An 18,412-nucleotide genomic window follows, 5' to 3' on the forward strand; every position below is an offset into this window, starting at 1 on the left:
GGGCCCCGCGCGCCTATCGGCGCGCGGTTTCGCTTGGGGCACGGTCTCCGCAAGAGCGTCTCAGAGCCTGGCGTAATTGCCGAATAAATGTGAGCAAGCGCGAAGGCTGCCCAACAAAAAGGTCTGGCCCTATGACCCTTTTCCTCCTAGATTCGCCGCACGTGAAACGCAGGGGGACATCATGGCTGCAGGCACAAATATTCGCACCTATTTTCAAGGTCGCTGGCATGATGGCAATATTGCCCTGCTGAAAGCCGCAGACCACGCAATGTGGTTGGGGTCTTCCGTGTTTGATGGCGCCCGGTTCTTTGAGGGCATGACCCCCGATCTGGACCTGCATTGCGCCCGCACCAATGCCTCGGCTGAGGCCTTGATGATGCGCCCCACGGTGAAAACCGCTGAAATGGTCGACATCGCGCTGGAAGGCCTGAAGGGCTTTACCCCCGGATCTGCGGTCTATATCCGCCCAATGTATTGGGCCACCGACGGCGATCCGACCACCATTGCCCCAGCGCCAGAGAGTACTGAATTTGCCCTCTGCCTGGAAGAAATCCCCATGGCACCGGCAGAGGCCAGCGCAACCCTGACACGCACCCGGTTTCGCCGCCCGGTGATGGAGAATGCGGTTGTCAATGCAAAGGCCGGATGCCTGTATCCCAACAATGCGCGGATGCTGCGCGAGGCCCGCAGCAAAGGTTTCAGCAATGCGCTGGCGCTGGACGCGATGGGCAATGTGGCAGAAACTGCAACGGCCAACCTCTTTATGGTCCGCGACGGAGAGGTCTTTACCCCGATCCCAAACGGGACTTTCTTGGCCGGAATCACCCGGGCGCGCCATATCGCCAACCTGCGTGCGGATGGGGTCACCGTACATGAAACCGTGCTGAGCGTGCAGGATTTTGAAGCCGCCGACGAGGTCTTCATGTCGGGCAACATGAGCAAAGTGACCCCCGTTACCGGTTTTGACGCATGCACTTACCAGATTGGGCCAGTCACAAAACGCGTTCGGGAGTTGTATTGGGACTGGGCCTCGAGCCAGTCGTAACCTGTCTCTCCTGCGCCCCGGCGCAACCTGCCCGAAATCAGTCGGCCGAAATCAACCGCCTGTGACTAACGGCCCTCAAAGGCCACTCTGATCTCGTTTAGGGAGCGCGCCGCGCCAGCGGCGCCCGGCCCAACTGTGAGTGGGATCGCAGATCACATGGAACAGGCGGGAGCACGCCCTTTGCAGGCCAAGGCAACAGGGCTCGGCTGCAACTGTGCCATTTCTATTGTTGCGCGCGCACTATTGCGTCATGATCCTTGGTGGAGCAACCAGAGGCCACACATGCGCAAATTCCTAGTTGTACTAGACGACAGCCGTGAATGTCTGAATGCAATGCGATTTGCCGCGATGCGCGCGGCAAAAACCGGCGGCGGTGTCGCCATTCTTTCGGTCATCCCACCGGATGAATTTAATCATTGGATTGGCGTCGGCGAAGTCATGCGGGAAGAAGCCCGCGAACGTATCCATGCCCATTTTGAAGTTTTTGCAAAATGGATGCGGGATCGCCAAGGGGTCGATCCGGAACTGATCATTCGCGAAGGCAAGGCCGTGCCCGAGATAATGGCCCAGATCGAAGCGGATGCAGAGATTGGCGTCTTAGTTCTGGGCGCAGGCGATGATCGAAAGGGCCCAGGCCCGCTGGTCAGCCAGCTGAGCAAATCTTCCGGCAACCTGCCTGTGCCAATCACTATTGTGCCCGGAGATCTGTCCAAGGAACGACTGGAGGCCATTACCTGAAGGTGACAAACGGTCCAAGATCCGGGCCAGCCTGTACGGCAAAGGCACAACCAAGGGTTTCCCAGCCTGGCGCTGGCTGTGCAGAGACGCCAAGCCAGACGGCCCAGGGAACGCTGCGAAACAAAGAGCCGGAAGACACCCGCAAAAAGGGATTGCACTGCCCGGCAATCCAATTTAGAATTATTCTAAACCTTGACTTGATGCCCCTTCGGGCGCATATCCCTCAGACGCTTTTTGGAGGCCCGAGATGTTCATTCAGACTGAATCCACACCGAACCCGGCAACGCTGAAATTCCTGCCAGGGCAGACTGTTCTGGACGCTGGGACCGCTGATTTCCCCAGTGCCGATTCGGCCGGAAGCTCGCCGCTGGCCAGCCGCATTTTTGCAGTCTCTGGCGTCGCTGGTGTTTTCTTTGGCAATGATTTTGTCACCGTCACCAAATCAGAAACAACCGAGTGGGACCACATAAAGCCTGCCATTCTTGGCGCCATTATGGAACACTATCAGTCCGGTCAGCCCATCGTCAGTGCTGGTGAGGAACAGGCCTCGGGCCATGCGGAACACAGCGGTGAAAACAGTGAGATTGTCGACCAGATCAAAGATCTGCTGGACAGCCGTGTACGCCCTGCGGTGGCGCAAGATGGTGGCGACATCACGTTCCACGGCTTTGACCGTGGGGTTGTGTACCTGCACATGCAGGGGGCCTGTGCTGGCTGCCCCTCTTCGACTCTGACTCTGAAGATGGGGATCGAAAACCTGCTGCGCCACTATATCCCGGAAGTCACCGAAGTTCGCCCCGTCGCGGTCTGACCCGGCCTGATGCCGCCTGACGCCGCCACCCTCCGCCGTGGCAGCTGCCCGACACCGTCGGGTGAGGTGGGGAGAAGCTGTTAAAGTGGAGACCTGATGAATACCCCTCCCCTGGTTCTAGGTTTTGACACCTCGGCCGCGCATTGCGCGGCCGCATTGCTGCGCGGCGATCGCCTGTTGGCGAAACGGTTTGAAGTACACAGCCGTGGACAGGCAGAACGGCTGATGCCGCTTCTCGAAGAAATCCTGGCAGAGGCAGGACTGACCTGGTCCGATCTGGATGCCATTGGGGTTGGTATTGGGCCGGGGAATTTTACCGGCATACGGATTGCCGTGGCCGCAGCCCGGGGGCTGTCACTGGGGCTTGGCGTTCCAGCAGTTGGGATTGATGGGTTTGACGCCCGCGAAAAACACGGGGCTTTGGCCGCCGTTCCCGCGCCCCGCGCCCAGGTTTACGCCAGCCTTGACGGGCAAGCGCCGCGTCTGATGCCCGAAAGTGAGGCCAGCGATGCCGCGCGCAGCGCCGGGCTGATCTTTGCGCCTGAGGCCTCTCCGGTGGATTTGGCACAGCGCATCGCAGAACTGGCGGGTAAGCGCTACCTGGACAGCCCTGCCCCCCCTGCGCCGCTGTATCTGCGTGCGGCGGACGCCGCCCCGGCACGAGATCTTCCACCGCAATTGATAGATGGGTAACGCCCCCTCCCCAATGGTTCTGGCGCAAATTCATGCCGCCGCCTTCACCCAATCTCGCCCGTGGTCACAAGACGAGTTAACCGCTCTTCTGGACAGTCCGCTGTGCTTTGCCTGCGGCGATGGCCGCAGCTTTGCCCTGGTGCGGGTTATCGCCGATGAGGCCGAATTGTTGACCATCGCCACCGATCCCGCCTGTCAACGCCAAGGCCTGGCCCGCGCCCTGATGCAAGACTGGCAAACGCAGGCCCGGTTACGGGGCGCACAGACCTGTTTTTTGGAGGTTGCAGCAGACAATGACGCCGCCATTGGCCTGTATCTGTCACAAGGATTCGCCCGCTGCGGCTGCCGACGCGGCTACTATGCCCGTAAAAACGCCGCATCCGTCGATGCAATCGTCATGCAAAAAGAGTTACCTTAGGCAACCTGCACGGAATTCGCGCCAATGGGGCAAAAAGCGGTTGACCCCCTCCCCGGCCAAAGGGCTAAATTGCCACACCTATTAATAACAATCCCTGCTGGGCCAAGGTGATCCCTTTTGACGGATCATGTCTGACCACTGCGCGGAAAAACAAAAACCGGGAGTATCCTAATGACGCTGATGAAATCCCTGATGGGCGCCGCAGCCACGCTGGCCCTTTCTGCTGGTGCGGCCCTGGCCGAGCCTGCGCTGATCTTTGACCTAGGCGGCAAATTCGACAAGAGCTTCAATGAGGCTGCCTTTGGCGGAGCCCAACGCTGGGCCGAAGAAACCGGCGGTACCTTCCGCGAGATCGAACTGCAATCCGAAGCCCAGCGTGAGCAGGCCCTGCGCCGTTTTGCTGAAGCCGGTGCCAACCCCATCGTCACCATGGGTTTTGCCATGGCTGATCCGCTTAGCTCGGTTGCGCCCGACTATCCCGATACCAAATTTGTTGTGATCGACGTCACCTGGCTGGACGCGCCAAATATCCGTCAGGTTGGCTTTGCCGAGCACGAGGGCTCTTACCTGGTTGGCATGATGGCGGCGATGGCCTCCAAATCCGACACCGTCGGTTTTGTCGGCGGTATGGACGTGCCCCTGATCCGTCACTTTGGCTGCGGCTATGCCCAGGGCGTCAAAGCGGTGAACCCTGATGCAACGGTCATCGCCAATATGACCGGCACCACGCCTTCGGCCTGGAATGACCCGGTAAAGGGCTCTGAGCTGACCAAAGCCCAGATCAGCCAGGGTGCTGATGTGGTCTATGCCGCAGCAGGCGGCACCGGCGTTGGTGTGCTGCAGACCGCAGCCGACGAAGGCATCCTGTCGATCGGCGTCGACAGCAACCAGAACCACCTGCACCCGGGCAAAGTCCTGACCTCGATGCTGAAACGCGTCGATGTTGCGGTCTATGACGCCATGTCGGCAGGCGACGCAGTCGAAGCCGGTGTGTTCTCCATGGGGCTGGCCGAAGAAGGTGTTGGCTATGCGCTTGATGACAACAACGCCGCCCTGGTCACCGATGACATGAAAGCGGCAGTCGATAAGGCCCGCCAGCAGATCATCGACGGCGAGATCGAAGTTGTGTCTTACTATGCGGACAACAGCTGCCCTGCGCTGAAGTTCTAAACAGAAAGTCCCAGGCCATGACAACGTGTCTTCCTACTTTGTTTTTGGCCTGGGCTGCCCCATCGCCCGAGCAGCGTGCTGCCATAACAGATGCAGCCATCGGGCCGAATTTTTATTCCTCCAATCCAAACGCACCAGACCCGGTCCTGGGTCGTCAGGCCTATCTGGGCCATATTGCCCAGATGTCGGCGACGCTGCCCGGTGCCACTGCCGCAGGCTGTATCGCCAGCGTACATAACGGCCACCTGCGTGCCATTCTCGATTTTGTCAAAGCCGGTCAACGCATGCTGCGCGACCAGTCTTTTGTGGAACTGGCACAGCACAGACTGCTGCGTATGATTGGATTTTCAGGCATGGGAGAGCCCGATTGACCGCCCCCGCCATTGAACTCAAAGGCATCTCCAAATCCTTTGGACCGGTTCAAGCAAACAAAGACATCTCGATCAGCGTCGCCCCCGGCACCATACACGGTATCATTGGTGAAAACGGCGCCGGAAAATCCACCCTGATGAGCATCCTTTACGGGTTCTACAAGGCCGACAAGGGTGAGATCTGGATCAACGGCAAACAGACCGAGATCCCCGACAGTCAGGCCGCCATTGTGGCCGGTATCGGCATGGTTTTTCAGCATTTCAAACTGGTGGAGAATTTCACCGTGCTGGAAAACATCGTGCTGGGCGCCGAAGACGGCGGCCTGCTGATGCCCTCGCTGACCAAGGCGCGCAAGATCCTCAAGGAGCTGGCCGCGGAATATGAGCTGAACGTCGACCCGGATAAACGCATTGATGAGATCGGCGTTGGCATGCAACAACGGGTAGAGATCCTCAAGGCGCTTTACCGGCAGGCGGATATCCTGATCCTGGATGAACCCACCGGGGTGCTGACACCGCCAGAGGCCGACCAGCTGTTCCGCATCCTTGGGCGGCTGCGCGCCGAAGGCAAAACCATCATCCTGATCACCCACAAGCTGCGCGAGATCATGGAGGCCACCGATACGGTCTCGGTTATGCGCCGGGGGCAGATGACCGCCACGGTCAAGACCTCTGAGACCAGCCCCGAACATTTGGCAGAGCTGATGGTGGGGCGTAAGGTTTTGTTACGGGTTGATAAACTGCCTGCCAAACCTGGCAAACCTGTCCTGGAAATCGAACAGCTGCGCATCGTGGACGGCGCCGGGGTTGAGCGCCTAAAAGGCATCGACCTGACCGTGCACGCCGGGGAGATCCTCGGCATTGCGGGCGTGGCGGGCAATGGCCAGTCTGAGCTTATGGAAGTCTTGGGCGGTATGCGCAGCGGCGAGGGTTCGATCCGGCTCAATGGCGCTGCGCTGCCGTTGCACGGCGCAGGCTCTGATGCCCGTGCCCGACGCGCGGCCCACGTGGCTCATGTGCCCGAGGACCGCCAGCGCGAAGGGTTGATCATGGATTTCCACGCCTGGGAAAACACCGCCTTTGGCTATCACCACGCGCCTGAGTATCAGCGCGGCCTGTTGATGAACAACGCCGCAATCCGCGCCGATACCGAAGCCAAGATGAAAAAGTTCGATGTCCGCCCGCCGGACCCCTTGCTGGCGGCCAAGAATTTCTCGGGGGGCAATCAACAAAAAATCGTGGTCGCCCGCGAGATCGAGCGCAACCCGGATCTGCTGCTGATCGGCCAGCCCACCCGGGGCGTTGATATCGGCGCCATTGAGTTCATCCATAAACAAATTGTCGACCTGCGCGACCAGGGCAAGGCAATCCTGCTGGTTTCAGTCGAACTGGAAGAGATCCTGTCGCTGGCCGACCGTGTGGCGGTGATGTTTGACGGAATGATCATGGGCGAACGCATCGTGGCTGAAACAGATGAAAAAGAGCTGGGCCTGATGATGGCCGGCGTCGCGGGGGAGGCGGCGTAAATGGAAAAAATGCCAAAATGGGCCGATGTCGTGCTGATCCCACTGATCAGTCTGATGCTTGCTGCGGGCCTCTCGGCGCTGGTGATCCTTGCCATTGGCGAAGACCCGGTTGCAGCGGTCAAGCTGATGGTCGACGGGGCGCTCGGCTCCAGCTATGGCTGGGGCTATACGCTGTATTACGCCACCAATTTCATGTTCACCGGCCTTGCGGTGGCGGTTGCCGCCCATGCCGGGCTGTTCAATATCGGCGGCGAAGGCCAGGCAATGCTGGGTGGCCTGGGGGTTGCGGTGATCTGCCTGTTCATTCCCTGGCCACATTGGACCCTGGCGCTGTTGTTTGCCTGCCTTGGCGCGGGCCTGTTCGGCGCAGCCTGGGCCGCCATTCCGGCCTATCTGCAGGCCAAACGCGGCAGCCACATCGTCATCACCACCATCATGTTCAACTTTATCGCCGCAGCGGTGCTGAACTATGTGCTGGTCAATGTGCTGAAACCCGCCAGCTCGATGGATCCGGCCTCTGCCAGGTTCAGCGAGACCGTACATCTGCCCACCCTGCATGAGCTGCTGGCGCCGCTAGGCATCGCCTTTTCCAAATCCGCCCCCGCCAATGTCAGCCTGCTCGTGGCGGTTTTTGCCTGCCTCGCTGTCTGGCTGCTGATCTGGCGAACTTCGCTGGGGTTTGAGATCCGCGCCTTTGGAAGATCCGAAGCCGGTGCCCGCTATGCCGGCATCTCGCCCGTCAAAATCACCATCATCGCCATGATGATCTCTGGTGCCCTGGCGGGCATGATGGCCACCAACAACGTCATGGGCGAGGCAGAGCGCCTGGTGCTGAACGCCACCGAAGGCGCTGGTTTCATCGGCATCGCCGTGGCCCTGATGGGGCGCAACCATCCCTTTGGCGTCTTTCTGGCAGCGATCCTTTTTGGCTTTCTCTATCAGGGCGGCGCCGAGCTGGCGCTTTGGACCAAGATCCCGCGCGAGCTGATCGTGGTCATCCAGGCCCTGGTGATCCTCTTTACCGGGGCGCTGGACAATATGGTGCGGATCCCGCTTGAGAAGATCTTCCTCGCCTTCCGCAAGGAGGCAAGCTGATGGATTTTCTCACTCTGATCCAGGTGCTGGACAGCACCGTACGGCTGGCGACACCGCTGCTGCTCGCCTGTCTGGCCGGGCTCTATTCGGAACGTGCAGGCATTTTTGACATCGGCCTTGAGGGCAAGATGCTGATGGCGGCCTTTTTCTCTGCGGCCATTGCTGCTGTGACGGGCAATGTCTGGCTGGGCCTGCTGGCGGGTATTGCCTCTTCCTTGCTGCTCTCTGGTCTGCACGGACTGGCCTCGATCACCTTCCGTGGCAACCAGCTGATCTCTGGTGTTGCGATCAACTTCCTGGCAGCTGGCCTTACCGTGCTGATTGCCCAGGATTGGTTCAAACAGGGCGGCCGCACCCCCTCCTTGCTCAGTGGTGGCCGGTTTGAAGGTTTGGAATGGCCCTTTGCCATCGGCCCAGAGGATGCGGCGGCAACCGGCAGGCCAGTGTCCCAGCTGATGAAGGAAGCCGGCCCTGTGCAGCAGGTCTATTCCGAGCTGCTCTCCGGTCATTCCATCCTGGTCTATCTTGCCTTTCTGGCGGTGCCTGCAACCTGGTGGATCCTGTATCGCACCCGGTTTGGCCTGCGTCTGCGGGCGGTGGGGGAAAACCCTGCGGCGGTGGACACGGCTGGCGTTTCCGTTGTGGGGCTGCGATTTGCCGCCGTTGCCATCTGCGGGGTGCTCTGTGGCATCGCCGGCGCCTATCTGGCCACCGCGCTCCAGGCCGGTTTTGTGAAAGACATGACCGCCGGGCGTGGTTTTATCGCACTTGCCGCGCTGATCTTTGCCAAATGGCGCCCCTGGCAAGCCATGGGAGCCTGCCTGCTCTTTGGCCTGCTGCAAGCCATCGCCCTGCGGTTCCAGAATATTGAGCTTGGCCCGATCGTGGTGCCAGTGCAGGCGATGGATGCCCTGCCCTATATCCTGACCGTGGTGATTCTTGCGGGGTTTGTCGGCAAGGCCGTGCCGCCCCGCGCAGGCGGTGCCCCCTACGTGAAAGAGCGATAGGTCATCCCCTGACAGAACCAAACAGAGGCCCGCGCAGCTGACACCTGAGCGGGCCTATATGTTTGGCCCCTGCCCCCTGTGATCCCAGTGTCACGCATAGGTCCAGTTTCGCTTTCAAGATCAGTCCTGCGTGCTGCACAGCGGCATCCTAGTTGCTTTTCTTGCACCGCTGCGGTCTAACTTATTTATGCAAGTTTACCTTCCCATTGCCGAGGTATCGGTCGACGCCTTCCTGCTGCTGGGCCTCGGAGGCCTTGTCGGCATTATGTCCGGCATGTTCGGAGTGGGTGGGGGCTTCCTGATGACCCCCTTATTGTTCTTCATAGGCATTCCACCCGTTGTCGCGGTGGCTACCGGCGCCACCCAACTTGTTGCGTCGTCCTTTTCGGGCGTCCTGGCCCATTTTCGGCGACGCACGGTCGATATCAAAATGGGGCTGGTCCTGCAGGCGGGGGGCCTCATCGGCGCTGGCTTGGGGGTGATTGTATTCAACTACCTCAAAAGCCTGGGTCAGGTCGATTTGCTGGTCACCCTTTTTTATGTGGTCTTCCTGGGCATTGTTGGCACCTTGATGTTCATCGAAAGCCTGAACGCTATTTTCAAATCCAGACGCGCAGGCGGGGCCCCCGCGCCCCGGCGGCAACGTGGCTGGGTGCATGCCCTGCCATTCAAAATGCGCTTTCGCACCTCGGGTCTGTATATCTCGGTGATTCCGCCCCTCATGGTGGGGGTCGCGGTGGGCATCCTGGCCGCGATCATGGGGGTCGGCGGCGGTTTTATCATGGTGCCGGCAATGATCTATATTCTCGGCATGCCCACCAAGGTGGTCGTTGGCACCTCGCTGTTCCAGATCATCCTGGTCACCGCCTTTACCACCATGCTGCATGCCACCACCAACTACACCGTGGACATCGTGCTGGCGGTTCTGCTCTTGGTTGGTGGCGTCATCGGCGCCCAGATCGGCACCCGCGTTGGGGTCTTTCTCAAAGCTGAGCAACTGCGCATTCTGCTGGCTTTGATGGTCATGCTGGTCTGCACCAAACTGGGCCTTGATCTTCTGCTCATGCCTAATGAGCTCTACTCCCTTGGCGCAGCAGGGGGGCATTGACCATGGTCCGTTCCGCTTTCCTCGCCGCCTCTCTGGCACTGTCCACGCTTATCTGCCTGCCCGCCCCCGGTCAGGCCGTTGAGGAAGAAGTCGTGCTTGGCCTGAGCCAGGACCGTGTTGCCATTACAGCAGATTTTGACGGGTCAGAGATTTTGATCTTTGGCGCCGTGAAACGGCAATCGCCAATCCCGGAAGGCCCGCCGCTGGAGGTCATCGTTGCGGTCTCTGGCCCCAACTCACCGGTGACAGTGCGGCGCAAGGCAAAACGCATGGGCATCTGGGTCAATACCGAAAGCGTCATCGTTGACTCCGCCCCCAGCTTTTACGCCATTGCCACCAGCGCCCCCTTCTCCGAGGTGATCTCAGACACCGAGGATCTGCGCTACCGGGTGTCCATTGCCCGCGCCATCCGCTCGGTTGGGGCCGCAATGAACATCGCCGACGCCCAGGACTTTGCCGATGCCGTTGTCCGCATTCGCGAAGACGAAGGGCTGTATTCCCTGCGTGAAAACACCGTGGCCGTTGACCAGCAAACCCTGTTTCGCAGCGCCATAGACATGCCCGCGGATGTCACCGAAGGACACTACGCCGCCCGGATCTTCCTTACCCGTGCAGGCCGGGTTGTCTCCAGTTTTGAAACCGAAATCGACGTGCGCAAGGTTGGCCTTGAGAGATTTCTCTACGGCCTGTCACGGGAACAACCCTTTCTCTATGGGCTGATGTCTCTGGCCATCGCAGTCGCGGCCGGCTGGGGAGCCTCAGCTGCCTTTCGCCTGCTGCGCAACAACTAACTGACCAAAGCTCAGCCTCTTTTTGTTTGACCAGCGGTCAGTCCTTTTCGTTTGACCAGAGGTCAAGGGCCGCTTAGCGGCCGCGCCCCAGCGCGGTTCACCCTTGGGGACAGGTCAAACAGAATACTCTGGAACCGGCTCTGATCGGGCACACTGCCAGATCAGAGCCTCTCAGCAGCTTTTCTGTTGCGCCGCGCGTCAGCGCGGCGCCGGGCCCAACGGGATTTGCGGCGCGCAAGCGCAGCACATCCGGGCGGGAGCCCCCCTTGCACTGGTCTGGTGCACAGATCTGACCTGAGCATTTCAAAGCAATCAGCCGCGGCCGATATAGGGCATCTTGGTTGCCATCACCGTCATAAACTGAACATTGGCCTCTGGCGGCAATTCAGCCATATGCAGCACCGACTTGGCCGCATCTTCCACCGCAAAACTTGGCATCGGCGCCGCCTCGGGGGCAGCCTCGGCCTGGCGGACGCTCAGGTCTTCGACCATCGGTGTGCGGGCATTGCCGATATCAATCTGGCCACAGGCAATATCAAAGGCCCGCCCATCCAGAGACAGGCTGCGGGTGAGGCCGGTAATGGCGGATTTGGTCGCCGAATAGGGCACCGATCCCGGCCGTGGTACATGGGCGGCGATAGAGCCATTGTTGATGATGCGCCCGCCCTGCGGTGTCTGGCGGCGCATCTGGCGAAAGCTCGCCCGGGCGGCAAGGAACATACCATTGAGGTTCACATTCACCGAGGCATACCAATCCTCCAGGGCAATTTCGTCGATACTGCCACCGGGGGTAAAGATCCCGGCATTGTTGAACAAAACATCCAACCGGCCCGTCGCCATGACAAATTGATTGACCGCATGATCCACGGCGGTGGCATCGGTCACATCCGCCGGCAGAACCGTGGCATTCACGTGCCCCATGGCGATCTCTTCCAGCACCTCTTGGCGGCGCGCCAAAAGACCAACCTGCCAGCCTCTGGACAGGCAGAGCTCCGCCACGGCCCGGCCAATGCCAGAACTCGCCCCGGTGATCAGAATGGTTTTTGCACTGTCAAAACTGCTCATAACAGCGATGCCTCCTCTTGCATTTCCAACGTCAGAGCCGCCGCCGGGGCAGCCTTCAGATCGTCCACCCGCAGCGGTCCCGTTGGTTTGGACAGCCGGTTGCGCACCACCCAGATCAGGCGCTCCTGCGCCCGGGTGATGGCCACATAGGCCAGGCGTTTCCACAGCGGCTGTCCCGCCTCCACCCGCCCCATACGGGCGGCGGCATAGATATCCGGCGCAAAGACCTGGGTGGTGTCCCACTGCGAGCCCTGCGCCTTGTGGATGGTCACCGCCGCGCCGTGCAAAAAGGTCGCCCCCATGCGGGCGGCATAGGGAATAAAGGGTTCTTCCTCATCCGGCTTTTCAATTTTCACAATCGAGGCCGCCGAGACCTGCGGATCTTCGGCCCCCATCACATGCAGACGCGAAAACCCCGGCTTACGCCCTGGCCCCAGATAGACCACCTGTGCGCCCTTGATCAGTCCGCGCGCCTCCAGGTCGAGCCGTTTCTTGCGGTGTTTCAACGGCAGTTCCAGCCCATCACAGATCAAAGGCTCGCCCTCGGCCAGGGCATCCTCGGGCGCACCATGCACTCTGCGAAAGGCATTGATCAGCCGGATACGGGTGGCATTGCGCCAAACCAGCACCGGGCTGCGCGCCATTAGATCGACTTCGACCCGCTGCCCCCAGACCACGCGCTCATCGCGCTTGGCGGTTTCTTCGATCATCCGTTCAAAATCATCAAACCCCAGCGCCGGATCCGCCAGCGCATGGGCAAGATCCAAAATGGGATTATCCGCCTCCTGGCGGTGGACCCGATGCAGCACCAGCTGGCGCGGCTCTGGCAGGGTTTCAAACACCATCGACCCAGATTGATTGACCGGCGCCAACTGCGCCGGATCTCCAAACAGCACCAGATTGGGAAAGATCTCTTTAAGATCCTCAAACTGCCGGTCATCCAGCATCGAGGCCTCATCGACAAAACCGATATCCAGCGGATCTTCGCGCCGTTTCCAGCCGGTGATAAAATCGGATCCCCGCAGTCCCGCAGCGGCAAGCGCCCCGGGAATAGATTTGTTTTTCTCATAGAAAGCCGCCGCCCGCGCCAAAGCCTCTTCTGTCAGGCCATCGACCTCGGGCAGCTCACCATTCCCGGCGAGCCATTCGGCGATCCGTTCATATTCCGGGTCATAAACCGGCGTGTAGAGAATGCGGTGAATGGTTGTGGCCGGAACCCCCCGCAGCCGCAAAACGCTGGCCGCCTTGTTGGTTGGTGCCAGGATTGCCAGCGAACGGCGCCCGGTTTTTTTGCGGCTTTCATAATCGCCCGAGACCACTTCGACCCCAGCCTTTTCAAGCGTCTTATACAGCTCGGCCAGCAACAGCGTCTTGCCGGAGCCCGCCTTGCCAATCACCGCCATTACCCCGGCCTCCCCCATGGGAGGCTGCAGCAGACCGTCCTCCAAATCCACCCCGGCCTGGCGCAGCAAAGCCGAAACACTGTCAAAGGCAACGGCCTGATCATCGGAGAATTTTACGGTCAAATCTGTCATGGCGCGACACTATCCCGGCGGGGTCGGCGACACCAGCGCAACCGACCCCCTGTCTTAATCTTCATCCGCTCATGTCTCTGCCAGAATCACCCGGTCAGGCGCATCGGCGCCGCAGCAGCGGTGCTGCCTAAGGAGCGATCAAACCACAGCTGAGACATTTCCGGCGCGATACCTGCCCGCTGTGCCACCCGCTGATAGGCCTGCACGTTGTATTCCCATAGGCCAAGGCTGATCCTGTCGCGACCAACACCCGCAGATTTGATGATCTCGGGACTAAAGCCAAGACTGCGGTAGATCCGCACCATCCGGCGATCAAACACCCCGGCAAAATGGGAAACGGCGAGGTTTCGCATGATCTCCAACCCGGCCAGCGTCAGCGCGCCGGCCACATTTCCGGTCGCCTCCCGCGACAGGCAGAACCGGGTACATTCCCAGATCAAGGGACTGGAAATCGGATTGCCGCCGGTCAGGTTCGAAAACACATCATTGACCATCACCGGCCCGGTTGTTGGCAAAAACCGCATCGAGCCCCCATGACGGCCATCGGGCATTTCCCAGATTACATAGAGCGGGTTCAACGCATCATATTGATCGCGCTCCTCGCCCTGGTGGTCCACCTGAACATCCCAGCCCAACCTGGTTTGAAACTGATCGGCACGATGCACAAACATCGAATGGGCCAAATCGGCATGGGCATTCAAATCACCTGCATAGACATAGCGTAGCATTTCATAAGTCCCCTTTTGCTAGAAACACGAGGGGAGCCTACGCCCGCAAAGCGAGTCCGCCCAAGGCTCAAGAGACCCTCAAAGCGGAATAGTTAACGCTGCTAAGTGCAAGTATTTGAAATCAAGCGTTAGATAATCACCATTCCGCAGCTCACTGCGCGGGCAATGGCATGGGTGGTGTTCAGCGCGCCCAGCTTGAACCGCGCGCTTTCAATATAGACCCGCAGTGTGTGCTCGGAAATCGACAGGGTCTTTGCGACCTGCGCCCGACTGTATCCAATGCCCAACAGGGTCAAGGCATCCAGCTCCCGGGGGGACAGGGGCTGTGCCTGCTCTGGTGCGCGGTCGGGTTCAAACTCCAGAGCCTTACGATTGAAGTAATGCCCAATCAGGATCAAATCGCGGCTGTTCCGGTCGATGAAGTTGTCCCAGATTGCATCCTCGCAATGATGACTGACCGAGAACAAGGCAAACTGACCATTGGGGCCACGAATGGGGACCGAATAGCCCTGGTTGCCAACACCGTGTTCCATCGCGGCCTGAAAAAACTCGCGCGCGGGTTTGGTGGACCAGTCAAGACGCCGCCAATCCACCGGATGGAAGCGCTGATAACAGCCAGAAACAACCGGGTCGATGCGGGTGTAGTTCTTGTCCTGATACTGTTGGATCCACGCATCCGCATAGGTGCCAAAATAGTAATGATCCCCAGCACTATCGACCCAATGATACATCGCGTGATCAATGGCAAATACCTTGCAGATACTTTCAATGATACCCTGCAGCCCCTCAAGGGTCTGTGTGGCGTCCAACGCCGTCAGTATCTTGTCCAGTTCTGTTTTGGTCGTCATGGCGTCACATATCACTCTGCTATGGAAGTAATACGACCCACTTCACGCGCCGAACTCTCGACGCAGGACCCGTCCTCCTCATTTCCCGTTTCTTTTTTCTTCACTAAAGTCTCTCAGGTCAACGAATTCGTTGCTCTTTTGCCCATTTCTTGGGCACTACAGTCCCTAAAACTACAAGACCTTCAAGCCGATAGGAAAAAATTGCAGGTCTGGCTGATCACCTGTCCGGCAGATCACCTGTCTGGCTGCCCACCCGTCTGGCTGCCCATATCTGAGGCTGGCCGGACCAAACAGGGGCGATCTCGCGGTCCAGCTAGGAGCACGCCTTCGTTAAGCGTAAACAAAATCGGGCGCCGCAGCTCCCCGGCAAGGGAGCGCGACGCCCGACTTTTCATCTCATGGGCTCTGCGCCCGGATGGTTTGGCTTATTTACCTGCTTCAAGCACATCTTCGAGAGTGCGCAGGCCGGTTTTTGGGGCCTGAACCAGAACCGACATATTGCCCGGTTTATGCTCGTTGCGCAGCATTTTCATATGTGCGTCCGGCAGGTCCGACCAGGAGAAAACTTCTGACATGCAGGGGTCAAGACGACGCTCAACCATCAGCTTGTTCGCTGCAGCAGCCTGTTTCAGGTGGGCAAAGTGCGAGCCCTGCAAACGCTTCTGGTGCATCCACATGTAACGCACATCGAAGGTCAGGTTAAAGCCGGAGGTGCCTGCACAGATCACAACCATGCCGCCTTTTTTACAGACGAAGGTCGAAACCGGGAAGGTTGCCTCACCAGGGTGTTCAAACACCATGTCGACGTTATTGCCTTTGCCGGTGATCTCCCAGATGGCAGCGCCGAATTTGCGCGCTTCTTTGAACCAAGTGGCATATTCTGGTGTGTTCACGGTGGGCATCTGGCCCCAGCAATTGAAATCCTTGCGGTTCAACACGCCCTTGGCGCCCAGCCCCATGACAAAGTCACGCTTGCTTTCGTCCGAGATCACCCCGATGGCATTGGCGCCAGCAGTGTTGATCAGCTGGATGGCATAGGATCCCAGGCCGCCCGATGCGCCCCAGACCAGAACGTTCTGACCGGGTTTCAGGTCATGAGGCTCATGGCCAAACAACATACGGTAGGCGGTGGCCAGTGTCAGCGTGTAGCAGGCGCTCTCTTCCCAGCTCAGGTGCTTGGGGCGCGGCATCAACTGTTGGGCCTGCACATTGGTAAACTGGCTGAAGGACCCATCAGGGGTTTCATAGCCCCAGATGCGCTGGCTGGGAGAATACATCGGATCGCCACCGTTGCACTCTTCGTCGTCGCCATCATCCTGGTTACAGTGAATGACAACCTCATCACCGACCTTCCAGCGCTTGACCTTGTCACCAACGGCCCAAACAATCCCGGAGGCATCGGAACCGGCAATATGATAGGGCTGTTTATGGCCATCAAAGGGGCTGATAGGCTTGCCAAGCGCAGCCCAGACACCATTGTAGTTCACCCCTGCGGCCATCACCAACACCAACACTTCGTGGCTGTCGAGCTGGGGCACATCAACCACTTCCTGCAACATGGCGGAATCAGGATCACCATGGCGTTCTTTGCGAATGGCCCAAGCGTACATTTTCTTGGGGACATAGCCCATGGGTGGCATTTCACCGACCTCATACAGGTCTTTTTCGGGAGCCTCGTAAGACAGCGGTCCGGTTTGTGTGTCCAAAGCCATGGTGGCCTCCTATTTCAAAGGTCATTGCTGCGACGCAGAATCGCAGCTGCTCCCTGATGGATAAAAACAGCCGGGTAACATTGCAACCCCTACCGGGGGTCATATTGTAATTTTATGACCTCGCAGTCGCAGAAATATCCAATGCGCCTGCAGCATCACCACCTTCGGGAAGGCCCAACGGCCCCTCTGGAAGCAGATGCGCAAGGGAGTTTGCGTAATACTGCAACAGGTCCTGTTTGGCCGGCACCACCACCAACAGCCCTCCTTGCTGCACGACCAGCCCCCGCCGCAGCAGAATGCGCCGCGCCTCTTCTGCGGCAGTGCGCAAACTGGCGCTGTTATGATGCACCACAACTCGCGGTAACTGCTTTTGCAGCATCGCCATATGGTGCTCCAAAGTCTCCACCCCCATAGGGCCGTGGCGCAGCAACAGCCAAGCAGCAAGCGGAACCGGCAGCACCGGAACCGCCTGCCCGATCCTAAACAACAGCTCTGTGGCAAGATCCGTGGTCAGGTCGGCGGCAGGATCGCAGCTTGGTGCCTCTGCCCCATGATCTGGCAGCTGCAGCGCGCCGTTTTCTGCACCCCGCTTTGCAAATTCCCGCAGGCTTAAGGGGCGGCCAAAGTTGACTGCAGCATAGCCAAAACGATGGTAGCGGCCCGTCATCCACAACCAAAGCTGGTGCAGGATGCGCGCCATGATCACACCGATTCGAGCCTTGAAGCGGCGTTCCCCGGCGCGTGCAGCTGAGGTCAGTATGGTATCTTCCAGAACCCAGTCATAATTTATTGCCACCGGAACAAACAGCACATCGCGCCCCTGGGGATCCTCAGCATAGGCATCTCCTGCTTCCACGATGTATTTCAACAACCCCAGTTTTGGTTCAGCCAGGGCACCATCCAGGCTTAGCCCTCCCTCGGGGAACATCGCCTGGGTTGCCCCGCCCTGCGTCGCCAGACGCATGTAGGCCGCAAGCACCCTGCGATAGAGATCATTGCGCGATTTGCGCCGAATAAAATAGGCCCCCATGGCCCGGATCAGCCGTGAGAGCGGCCAGACCCGCGCCCATTCCCCCACCGCATAAGACAGCGCCGAGCGCCGCGCCGCCAGGTAGGTCACCAGCACGTAGTCCATGTTGGAACGGTGATTCATCACAAAGATCAGCGTTGCATTGGGATCAAGCTGACGCAGTGCCGCTTTGTCCTGATAGCCAAGGCGCACACGATAGATGGCATTGGACAGCAAGCGTGCCGCGCGGATAGCAAAGCCAAAATAGGCAAAGGCCGAAAAGCTCGGCACGATTTCGCGGGCATACCGGCGTGCCTGTTCAAAAGCAACGTTTTCGGGGATCCCCTCTGCGGCGGCATGGCGCGAGATTGCCCGGGCAACTTCGGGATCATAAATCAGGCGCTGAATCATGTCATAGCGGCGGGTCAGTTTGAACGGCTCTATCGGCCGTTCCAACCGCAGATTCAGCCGCGCCACTGCCCGCTCAAACCGACGGCGAAAGAACCAGCGCACCGAGGGAAACAAGAAATGCGAGGCAAAAGTGACCGCTGCAAACAGCAGGATCAGCACCAAAAGCCAAAGCGGAAGCTCAACTGTTCGCGTCATAAGCATAGCCTACAGGAGGAACCACGCGAGGAAAAGGAAGCTGGCGGCGAAGTCTCCGCTTGCGAAACTTTAAAACGGCGGCGCCAAAAATAACCAATTTGTGATAGCCTATTGTTAGCTTCCCCCGCGTGCGCGC

At 59.3% G+C, this 18,412-nt stretch carries 18 protein-coding genes; 12 read left to right on the plus strand and 6 right to left on the minus strand.

Annotation, left to right across the window (positions count from 1 at the left end):
• Positions 1 to 181 precede the first annotated feature (181 nt).
• The 12 genes from JZI28_RS15640 (at position 182) to JZI28_RS15695 (ending at position 10,773) form a co-directional block, all read left to right on the plus strand.
• Positions 182 to 1,045, plus strand: a complete 864-nt coding sequence (locus JZI28_RS15640) for a branched-chain amino acid aminotransferase (protein WP_375698207.1) — start codon at positions 182 to 184, stop codon at positions 1,043 to 1,045.
• A gap of 282 nt (positions 1,046 to 1,327) precedes the next feature.
• Positions 1,328 to 1,783 carry a universal stress protein gene (locus JZI28_RS15645; RefSeq protein ID WP_348156673.1) on the plus strand — a complete coding sequence of 152 codons (456 nt, stop codon included), beginning with the start codon at positions 1,328 to 1,330 and terminating at the stop codon, positions 1,781 to 1,783.
• Between the two features lie 247 nt (positions 1,784 to 2,030).
• Positions 2,031 to 2,594 carry a NifU family protein gene (locus JZI28_RS15650; RefSeq protein ID WP_295455611.1) on the plus strand — a complete coding sequence of 188 codons (564 nt, stop codon included), beginning with the start codon at positions 2,031 to 2,033 and terminating at the stop codon, positions 2,592 to 2,594.
• A gap of 96 nt (positions 2,595 to 2,690) precedes the next feature.
• Complete coding sequence (tsaB, locus tag JZI28_RS15655) at positions 2,691 to 3,287, plus strand: tRNA (adenosine(37)-N6)-threonylcarbamoyltransferase complex dimerization subunit type 1 TsaB (RefSeq protein ID WP_375698208.1); 597 nt, start codon at positions 2,691 to 2,693, stop codon at positions 3,285 to 3,287.
• The gene (gene rimI / locus JZI28_RS15660) at positions 3,280 to 3,705 is read left to right on the plus strand and encodes a ribosomal protein S18-alanine N-acetyltransferase (RefSeq protein WP_375698209.1); all 426 of its coding nucleotides are present in this window, start codon (positions 3,280 to 3,282) and stop codon (positions 3,703 to 3,705) included. Before tsaB ends, rimI begins: the two co-directional genes overlap by 8 nt.
• Before the next feature lie 171 nt (positions 3,706 to 3,876).
• Complete coding sequence (locus JZI28_RS15665) at positions 3,877 to 4,875, plus strand: BMP family protein (protein ID WP_295455617.1); 999 nt, start codon at positions 3,877 to 3,879, stop codon at positions 4,873 to 4,875.
• 17 nt (positions 4,876 to 4,892) lie between these two features.
• Positions 4,893 to 5,246 carry a nuclear transport factor 2 family protein gene (locus JZI28_RS15670; protein WP_375698210.1) on the plus strand — a complete coding sequence of 118 codons (354 nt, stop codon included), beginning with the start codon at positions 4,893 to 4,895 and terminating at the stop codon, positions 5,244 to 5,246.
• A complete protein-coding gene (locus JZI28_RS15675; protein WP_295455619.1) occupies positions 5,243 to 6,772 on the plus strand; it encodes an ABC transporter ATP-binding protein in 1,530 nt (509 codons plus the stop codon). The genes JZI28_RS15670 and JZI28_RS15675 overlap by 4 nt, the downstream gene beginning before the upstream one ends.
• Complete coding sequence (locus JZI28_RS15680) at positions 6,773 to 7,867, plus strand: ABC transporter permease (protein WP_349387907.1); 1,095 nt, start codon at positions 6,773 to 6,775, stop codon at positions 7,865 to 7,867.
• Entirely contained in the window at positions 7,867 to 8,874 is a 1,008-nt protein-coding gene (locus JZI28_RS15685) for an ABC transporter permease (protein WP_375698211.1), read from the plus strand. Before JZI28_RS15680 ends, JZI28_RS15685 begins: the two co-directional genes overlap by 1 nt.
• A 187-nt stretch (positions 8,875 to 9,061) precedes the next feature.
• Positions 9,062 to 9,982 (plus strand): sulfite exporter TauE/SafE family protein, encoded by a 921-nt coding sequence (locus JZI28_RS15690; protein WP_375698212.1) that lies wholly within the window; start codon positions 9,062 to 9,064, stop codon positions 9,980 to 9,982.
• Between the two features lie 2 nt (positions 9,983 to 9,984).
• Positions 9,985 to 10,773 (plus strand): TIGR02186 family protein, encoded by a 789-nt coding sequence (locus JZI28_RS15695; RefSeq protein ID WP_375698213.1) that lies wholly within the window; start codon positions 9,985 to 9,987, stop codon positions 10,771 to 10,773.
• A 312-nt stretch (positions 10,774 to 11,085) separates the two neighbouring features.
• Here the strand turns inward: JZI28_RS15695 and JZI28_RS15700 are convergent, their stop codons facing one another.
• The 6 genes from JZI28_RS15700 to JZI28_RS15725 form a co-directional block, all read right to left on the minus strand.
• Positions 11,086 to 11,838: an SDR family oxidoreductase gene (locus JZI28_RS15700; protein WP_375698214.1), complete on the minus strand. Its 753-nt coding sequence runs from the start codon at positions 11,836 to 11,838 to the stop codon at positions 11,086 to 11,088.
• On the minus strand, positions 11,835 to 13,373 hold the full coding sequence (locus JZI28_RS15705) for an ATP-dependent RecD-like DNA helicase (RefSeq protein WP_353398159.1): 1,539 nt from the start codon (positions 13,371 to 13,373) through the stop codon (positions 11,835 to 11,837). The genes JZI28_RS15700 and JZI28_RS15705 overlap by 4 nt, the downstream gene beginning before the upstream one ends.
• Before the next feature lie 86 nt (positions 13,374 to 13,459).
• On the minus strand, positions 13,460 to 14,101 hold the full coding sequence (locus JZI28_RS15710) for an acyl-homoserine-lactone synthase (protein WP_375698215.1): 642 nt from the start codon (positions 14,099 to 14,101) through the stop codon (positions 13,460 to 13,462).
• A 128-nt stretch (positions 14,102 to 14,229) separates the two neighbouring features.
• Entirely contained in the window at positions 14,230 to 14,949 is a 720-nt protein-coding gene (locus tag JZI28_RS15715; protein WP_375698216.1) for an autoinducer binding domain-containing protein, read from the minus strand.
• Between the two features lie 425 nt (positions 14,950 to 15,374).
• The gene (ccrA, locus tag JZI28_RS15720; RefSeq protein ID WP_295455632.1) at positions 15,375 to 16,661 is read right to left on the minus strand and encodes a crotonyl-CoA carboxylase/reductase; all 1,287 of its coding nucleotides are present in this window, start codon (positions 16,659 to 16,661) and stop codon (positions 15,375 to 15,377) included.
• Between the two features lie 112 nt (positions 16,662 to 16,773).
• The gene (locus JZI28_RS15725; protein WP_375698217.1) at positions 16,774 to 18,276 is read right to left on the minus strand and encodes a 1-acyl-sn-glycerol-3-phosphate acyltransferase; all 1,503 of its coding nucleotides are present in this window, start codon (positions 18,274 to 18,276) and stop codon (positions 16,774 to 16,776) included.
• Positions 18,277 to 18,412 lie beyond the last annotated feature (136 nt).

It is taken from the genome of Pseudophaeobacter sp. TrK17 (assembly GCF_042192375.1).
GTDB lineage: Bacteria > Pseudomonadota > Alphaproteobacteria > Rhodobacterales > Rhodobacteraceae > Pseudophaeobacter.